Origin of the sequence: Thalassolituus alkanivorans (assembly GCF_020447205.1) — a bacterium.
GTDB lineage: Bacteria > Pseudomonadota > Gammaproteobacteria > Pseudomonadales > Oceanobacteraceae > Venatoribacter > Venatoribacter alkanivorans.
Window position 1 is genome coordinate 1 of record NZ_JAJAEL010000025.1, and the last position, 3,230, is coordinate 3,230.

Annotated in this window: 3 protein-coding genes; all 3 read left to right on the plus strand. The window is 52.9% G+C overall.

Annotated elements, in window-relative coordinates:
• Positions 1-627, plus strand: a 627-nt coding sequence (locus LGT44_RS09700) for a cation transporter (RefSeq protein WP_230333584.1), incomplete at its 5' end; no start/stop codon positions are given.
• Between the two features lie 631 nt (positions 628-1,258).
• On the plus strand, positions 1,259-2,599 hold the full coding sequence (locus LGT44_RS09705) for a TolC family protein (RefSeq protein ID WP_230332372.1): 1,341 nt from the start codon (positions 1,259-1,261) through the stop codon (positions 2,597-2,599).
• On the plus strand, positions 2,596-3,230 hold a 635-nt coding region (locus tag LGT44_RS09710; protein WP_230333586.1), incomplete at its 3' end, for an efflux RND transporter periplasmic adaptor subunit. The genes LGT44_RS09705 and LGT44_RS09710, both read left to right, overlap by 4 nt.

Here is a 3,230-nt window from a genome sequence, read left to right on the forward strand (position 1 = left end):
GGCGCGAGACTTGTCAGTACAATGCCCGTCGCCAGCGAGTCCATCGCCCGTGCGCAGGCGTCTGCAAAACAGGAGGCAGAAAGAGAAGCTGGCATTCTCAAGTGGCTACTGGCAATCAATGGCATCATGTTTGTCATTGAAATTACTGTCGGCTGGTGGGCGCAATCCACTGGTTTGATTGCGGACTCCCTGGATATGTTTGCTGATGCCGCCGTCTACGGCGTGGCGCTGTATGCCGTAGGGCACAGTGTGCGGATGAAGTTGCGTGCAGCCCATTTTTCCGGTTGGCTTCAGATCATTCTCGCCTTGGGCGCTTTGGGCGAGGTGGTAAGGCGATTAGTATTGGGTAGTGAACCGGTTTCCACTTTGATGATGAGCTTCGGGCTTGTTGCCTTGGCGGCCAATGTGACCTGTCTGCTGTTGATTGCCAAAAGCCGGGATAGCGGCGCCCATATGAAAGCCAGCTGGATTTTCTCCGCCAATGACGTGATTGCCAATCTAGGGGTGATCCTTGCCGGTGGATTGGTGGCCTGGACGGGCTCACGTTATCCAGACTTGGTGATTGGCCTTATCATCGGTTTGATTGTGTTGAATGGTGCGCGCCGTATCTTGCAGCTCAAGTCCTGAGCCGAGCACAATATGAACAACAAGCAATGGTCTTTTTTTGATAACTCGCCAATAAAAATCCTCGACCTGGCTCGCTTTGATAAGCGGATAACAGGTAAACGAAAGGCGCTGGGACAATCGGGGATTGAATCCGTAATCAAGGGTGGACTGCTTCGCAGTTTATTCCATTTCATTGGGGTTATGTTCGGTTTATGAGTCGAAAAGCACTGTCTTATCTGCTGTTACTCTTGATTGCACTGCAATCAGTGACAGCTATGGCTGACGTGCATCCCATTAATTATTCGGATACAGCCCCTTATTCCTCTGATTTCATCGATGGCTCATCATCGGGAGTACTGGATAGCTCGACCGCTACTGATCCCACTGATCAGAATATGTCCACTGACTGCCTGTTTCATTGCCATCACCATGGCTGCCATTGCCATGTCTATTTATCCGGTAACCTGACTCACCCAAACTTTTTGCATAAACATTCGTTGCATAACGACTCTCAAGCCCTCATTCCCGAGGCCCCATCCTCGTCGCTGTACCGCCCTCCAATCGCCTGATTTTACCGATTATGTTTTTTCTGTGTTGCCGTTATCGTTGCAACGCGCGGTTTGAATTATCTTAAATAAGTAGGATCTACCATATGCTATCAATACGTACTGCGCCGGGTTCTGGCGCTTTGGGGCGGAGGAATATCAAAAGCCGATGTATTCTGTTCAGTTTATTATTTTTCATTTCTTCGTCGGGGCTTAGCGCCGAGCCTGGGGACTCAACGATCACGCTGACCAATGCGGTGCAGCGCTCCCTGTCACAAAACCCGTCTTTGAAAGTTTTTCCCTACCGCTACGCAGCCCTTCAAGGGCAGGCCGAAACAGCCGGGTTAAGACCGGCGTATGAGCTGGGATTTGACGCTGAAAATGTCGGGGGCACTGGGGACTTCAGCGGCGCAGGTGGTGCTGAACTCACCATTGCGCTGTCTTCGGTCATCGAAATGGGGGATAAGCGCGCGGCACGGCAAGGCGTAATCTCCCACAGTCGGTCGGTGCTCAATGCCAGCCGACAGGTGGAATCCTTGGCCTTATTGGGCGAAGTCACCCGCCGTTACGTCGATGTGCTAGCGGCACAGGAGCAGGTCACCCTGGCTGGCGAGGCCGCCCAGTTGGCGAGCGAGAGCTTACGCATTGTGAAAAAGCGGGCTACGGCGGGAGCGACACCCGAGGCGGAAGTCAAACGGGCACAGGCCGCTGCCGAGCAAGCGAAGCTCGCTTTGCTTTCGGAGCAGCAACGGCTTGCTTATTTGAAAGTGTCGTTGTCTGCCCTGTGGGGGGTAACCTCACCGGACTTTGACAAAGTGGAAGGTGATCTATTCCAGTTTGGCGAGGACGTGGCATTCGACCTGTTGTACGCCAAAGTTGAAAAAAATCCTGCGATAGAAGTATTCGCAGCAGAGTCCCGCCTCAAAGAAGCAGAAATACGCCTTGCTCAAACCCAATCCAGTGCCGATATCAGTTGGTCGGTGGGGGTTCGTCGCTTGCAGGAGACCGATGACACCGCATTGGTAGCGGGTTTCAGCATGCCGTTGTTTTCCGGCAAGCGAAATGTCGGCGCCGTTTCGACCGCGTTGGCCGAAAAGAATCAGGTGTTGGCAGAGCGCGATGTAATGCTGCTGGATCTTCACACGCAACTGTTCCGGGCTTTTCACAACCGCAAACAAGCCATTGTCGCGGTAGAGGCACTGCGCACCGCCATCATTCCCGCCCTTGAGCAGGCTCTGGTAGACACTCAGGTGGCCTATCAACGCGGTCGCTACGGGTATCTCGACTATGTCAGCGCGCGGCAGGAATTATTGAGCGCCAGGCGTACCCAGATCGAAGCGGCGGCAGCCGCTTTAACCTATGGCGCAGAAATTGAGCAACTGACAGCAGAGCCCCTGGCCTTGACTCAGTATGGCGAAGACAACACATTTTCAGGATCATCACGATGAAATTAAAAACTCATTTTAACAAACCCATCACCCATCTTCTTGGCTGTTGCTTCCTTATCGCGCTGCTATCCGGGCAAGCGCTTGCCGAAACAGGTCGCGGAGAGGAAGCAGAGCACGGCGAAGAAGGCCACATTGAACTGACTCAGCAGCAGATACAACATTCGGGCATTTCGCTGGCAACCGTGACTTCTGGCACCATCCGCGATGTATTGCCGGTATACGGCGTCGTCGCCACCAACGCAGAGCGCGTACAATCAGTGACCGCACGCTTTGACGGTGTTATTCGGGAAGTTAAAAAAAGTGTTGGTGATCCGGTTCGTAAGGGCGAAACCCTGTTGACCGTAGAAGCCAACGAAAGCCTGAAAACCTATTCGATAGTTTCGGCACTCAATGGCGTTATTACACAGCGCAACGCTAACCCTGGCGAACAAACCAGCGATGCCCCGCTATTGGAGCTGAAGGATTTTTCCACGGTCTGGGTAGAGCTGTCGATTTTTCCAAAGGATGTTGCTCAGGTTCAATCAGGGCAGAAAGTTCGCATTCTCAGTCTCGATTCGACCCATATCGCAGAGGGAAAAATCATCTATATTGCGCCGCTTGGCCAAACTGGTAATCAGGCCATTATGGCGCG